Genomic DNA, 4,661 nt, shown 5'->3' on the forward strand with positions numbered 1-4,661 from the left:
ATTTTGTTTAAATCATTTGTTTTCAATGACTTAATGTGGCGAAGCCACGCGCCTTGTAGGTGCCGATGGTCTTCTGACTGACCCCCATACGTCTCGTCAGGGTCTGTTTGCTCTGGAGCATCTGCGATTGCCCTTCGATTGTTGGCCTCAATTTGAACGCGAACTAAAGTTAGTAGCAATAGCCATTGGAGCCAAACCAGCAACCAGTGACGTTCACCCAGGTTCCCCTGTCTTCGCCCCAGCCATTATTGACTTTCCAGTAGCGCTCGGTATTCAGGTTGACTCCGCAAATATAGTAATTACGGCACTTATAGGCGTAGGCCAGGGGATAATGCGCATAGTAACCCGTGCCCACGATGGCCGGATGCCCGTTTTCCTTGATGGATCTGATGGCCTGGTTACGCGGTCCATAGCCGAGATAGGGCACGCACCAGTCGGTGGTAATGGTTATGTTTACGCCTCCGAGGAGTAACTGCTGATGGAGGGCCCACTTGTATCCTTCGTCCATATCCCAAGGGTTAGTGGCGCCGGCGGATCCGGAGCAATAGGTGCCGATCTGGTTAAAAAGGTATTGGATGCAGGCATTCACATTGCTGTTATTGTTCTCTGGTGTGCCGCCGAAGCCGTTGATCAAATTACAGACCCCGGCATCCCACCATCCGTAGAACATCGCCCACGCTGTGGCCCCGCAGCCGCTATAACCGTCCGGGCAACAGTCCGGGAGCGCCCTTATCTGGGTATAGAGCACCTGTTGCCACCAGTCCCCGGCGTTATAGGTGCTCCAATTGCCCCAATGGCCCCAACCCATGGCCTGCTGGGCTGGCGGCCCCACCCGAATCAGGAAAGTATCCCCACCGCCTCCAGCGTAGAAGATATGTAGCATAGTGCCACCGGGTGTCAGGCCGGTCGCCTTCAACCCCGGTTTGCCTGGCACCATTTGCAGGTCCACGATCTCCGGCTCTTCCACGGCGAACCGGGCGATGGATTTTGAGGCCAGGATGTTGGTCATGATATTTTCGCCCACTTCGATCAGATCCGGCGTGATGTCGTCCTGCAACATCCAGTCCATTTTAGCGGACAGCGCCTGGAAAGCTCGCAATTTCGGGTATAGAGGCCCATTCAGGTAGTCGTCTTTAAACTGGGCATAATTGGTGTAGGCAGTCCCGGAAAAATTTGGTTTGTCAGGCGCCAGAAACCTTTTTCCATTCTCCACCAGACTTTCCGTCCGGTTTGTGGAGAAATCCAGGATTGCCTCCGGGTACTGAACGGGCGTGGCACCCAGGTTGGCCACCGCTTCACCCTTCGCATTTTCCGCCACCAGGATCGACTGGCAGTAGCGCACCGCTTTGACCTGGGACGTTTTCGCCAGGTTGCGCAGCTTTTCCACCTGGGTCAGGCCATCGGTGCTGAACTCCGGGATCGGCACATCCTGGTGGGTCAGGGAAACCAGGATAAATCCCCGATCGGCTTTCTGGGCCAAAGGAGGGCTGTTGAACGGGGCCGTTGACCCTGCTTCCACCGCCTTCCGGATCACCTTGAATTCCAGGTAGGCGGGGCTATTGCCGCCATTGATGGCGGGGTTGTACACCGGGTAGGCCACCGGGCCTAGTTCCGCATTTTCCCAATCCTCCTCCTGGCAGCTGCTCAAATGCTCCTGCGCTATGGCCAGCGCCTCCTTGGAAACGGCGTTTGAAACTTCATTCAGGGAGAATCCCGTGGGGATGCCGGATGCGTCGGTTGTTTGGATCCGCAGTCGATAGAAAACACTTGTGACATTCGATGAATTATCATTCAACGCGTTGTCAGGCTGGCCGTCCATCAGACCGCCCTCCGGGGTGGCCGACAGATTACCGGCGTGAATCTCCTGCCAGGTTTCGCCCAGTGCCTTGGTTTTCTCCAGATACACGACTGGGACCGCCCCTTGGGCGCACTCAGCGGCGGCTAGGCATGCGGTGGCTATAATAAGGGCCAGTGAACCGGATTTCATGATACTGAGTTGATTTGTCATAAGCCTTGATTTTATAAAAAACATACGCCCCCCTTGTTATCTACGATGTCGATAGCCTATCTCGCGACTTAAGCAGGTTACAAGCGCGGTAAATACCTCAATTGGAGTAGTGGTGTGGCTGGCCGTGGGGCGGGAATCATGATCAAGATACACGGCCTGAATACGTAATCGCCTGACTGGCAGGTCGATTGTCAGGGTTTCGATGCAACTGACGAAGCGGTGGCCGCAAGGAGTGGTAGATAGACCTTGAAAGTTGAGCCGTGCTCGACTGTGCTCTCGACTTCAATGAAGCCATTGGACGCCGTGACGATCCCATGCACCACTGAAAGCCCGAGCCCGGTTCCGTCGCCAACAGCCTTGGTCGAGAAAAACGGTTCAAATACCCGCTCCAGGTGCTCGGACGGAATGCCACACCCGGTATCCTGAACGGAAAACCGTAACCATCCCTCCGGTGCGCCGACTCCCTCGGGGTGCGCGACCTGTTCCGGCTCCTCCAGGCGCAGGGTCATGACGCCGCATCTGTCACGCATGGCGTGGCAGGCATTTGTGCCCAGATTCATAATGATCTGCTGGAACTGTACCGGGTCAGTCAGGATCACATCGTGTTTCGTTTTTATCTCCAGCGCGATGTGGATGGTGACAGGCAGAGTGGCGCGAAGCAGGGCGCATGTTTCCTTGATAATTGGCGTAACGGCGACGGCGACATGCTCCTGCTCAGTCTGCCGGCTGAAAATCAGCAGTTGTCTGACCAGTTCCGAAGAATGGCGGCTGGCCGTCATGATTTGCTTCAAATCCCCGCAGAGCACCTGATTGTTTTCCGCCTGCTTCAGTGCCATTGCGGCGAAACCCGTGATGGCAAAGAGCATATTGTTGAAATCATGTGCAATACCACCGGCCAGGGTTCCAATGGCTGCCATTTTCTGAGCCTGCCGCAATTGCTGCTCGCTTTGCCGTAATGCCATTTCGGACTCTTTGCGGGCGGAGATGTCGCGGATGACGCTTAACAGCACTTCTTCGCCGGCGATCTGAACCCCCCTGGAACTGATTTCGACGGGAAGCAGGACGCCATCTTTGCGTTTATGCCAGGTCTCGAAAAGAACGCCGCTGGCGAGGGCTTCCGCCATCTGATGCCGGATGACTTCGGGGGCCTCATCAGGCCGCAGATCCCGGATTTTTAAACCGAGTAATTGCTCCCGGGTGTAGTGGTACAATGTTTGCGCCGCCTCATTGGCTTCGATGATGCGGCCGTCGAGCGTGATGAGCAAAAATGCGTCCCGGGCGTGTTGCAGGATCAGGGCGTAGCGGCTCTGGACCTCTTCCGCCTGTTTGCGCGCGGTGATATCGTGCAGGAATGCATAAATCCGGCCATCCAGGTGCGGAACGTAATGGGCGCTTACTTCCAATTCAATGAGTCGGCCATCACTGCGGCGGTGGAGGGTCTCGAAACGCTCGCGGCCAAGGGCTACAATCCGTAGCGCACGGGCCAGGAACTTCTCCTTGGCTCCCTCCCCGGCAACATCGAAAATGGTATGCTGGAGCAGTTCAGTTTTGTCATAGCCAAGCAACTCACAACAGGCCTGATTACAGTCAAGGATGCGACCCTGAAGATCAATGACCCAAAAACCATCCAAAGCGGAGTCAAGCATGGTTTGATATTGCAGCTCACGGGCAAGCAATGCGGTTTCCACTGGATGCGTGTGATGTGCCAACAGGTCGCTACTCATTATGCCTTTTGCTTCGGACGATATTCCTTATCCGGCCCTCAAGTGATTCATAATAGAACTGTATTTCTGTATTTGACAGGTTTAAACGCCACCGCTTTTACTGGTTTTCCGTTAAGGATTAGGTTAATAGACTGGGATGCAAGGAGCGACACCTATTCGAGTTGCGATTGTTGAGGATGAAGTCCTTGTTGCCAGCATGCTTTCAGCCTGGGTGAGCCGGAACGAACATTTCACCTTTGCCGGAGCAGCCCACAATGGCCGGGAAGGGTTACAACTCTGCCTTCAGACTAGACCGGATGTGGCGCTCATTGATGTGATGATGCCGGACATGGACGGTATCGCGCTGGCTGAAGTGCTTCTGAAGGAAGTCCCCGGAATCAAGATTGTCATTCTGTCCGCCCGTTTGGATCCCTACTGCATCCATCGTATCCAGCGTTTGGGGATTCCCGGCTATGTTGATAAATCCAGCACCCCCGACGTGGTGACCGAGGCCATTCTGGCGGTGGCCCGCGGTGAGACGTTTCAGACCCCGGGCTATTCCGCCCGGTTGCAGCAACTCCGAAGTGATCCTGTCGCTTTTTTTAAAATCCTCTCCGGCCGGGAGGTAGATGTTTTGCGATTACTTACCAAGGGATACAATTTGGAGCAAATCGGCAAACAGATGGGAGTCACCTTCCACACGGCCCGCACACACCTGCGCAACATCCGGAAAAAACTGAATGTTCACAACACGCTGGATCTTCTGTCACACGCCAAGAAAAACGGCTTCTTCTGATGGTCCCTGAAACCGGGGCGAGACTACGCTAAAAGGCAGTTCGTCAGTACCAGTAATCATGTCCACCTGGTCGTTCATGTGGATGATCCTGAGCGTGTAGGCTTGTTGATGCACTTGGCGGCGGGGGCTTTTGCGCAGCACTTAAATCGTCGGA

At 54.9% G+C, this 4,661-nt stretch carries 3 protein-coding genes; 1 reads left to right on the forward strand and 2 read right to left on the reverse strand.

What is annotated here, in order from left to right; translation table 11 throughout:
• Nucleotides 1-169: 169 nt before the first annotated feature.
• Together WCI03_15020 and WCI03_15025 are read right to left on the reverse strand one after the other, a co-directional pair.
• On the reverse strand, nucleotides 170-1,987 hold the full coding sequence (locus WCI03_15020) for a hypothetical protein (GenBank protein ID MEI8141163.1): 1,818 nt from the start codon (nucleotides 1,985-1,987) through the stop codon (nucleotides 170-172).
• Nucleotides 1,988-2,199: 212 nt separating this feature from the next.
• Nucleotides 2,200-3,732 carry a PAS domain S-box protein gene (locus tag WCI03_15025; protein MEI8141164.1) on the reverse strand — a complete coding sequence of 511 codons (1,533 nt, stop codon included), beginning with the start codon at nucleotides 3,730-3,732 and terminating at the stop codon, nucleotides 2,200-2,202.
• Between the two features lie 136 nt (nucleotides 3,733-3,868).
• On the opposite strand from WCI03_15025, the gene WCI03_15030 reads away from it, so the two are divergent.
• Nucleotides 3,869-4,507, forward strand: a complete 639-nt coding sequence (locus tag WCI03_15030) for a response regulator transcription factor (GenBank protein MEI8141165.1) — start codon at nucleotides 3,869-3,871, stop codon at nucleotides 4,505-4,507.
• The last annotated feature ends 154 nt before the right edge of the window (nucleotides 4,508-4,661 follow it).

It is taken from the genome of bacterium, assembly GCA_037143175.1.
Classification (GTDB): domain Bacteria; phylum Verrucomicrobiota; class Kiritimatiellia; order CAIKKV01; family CAITUY01; genus JAABPW01.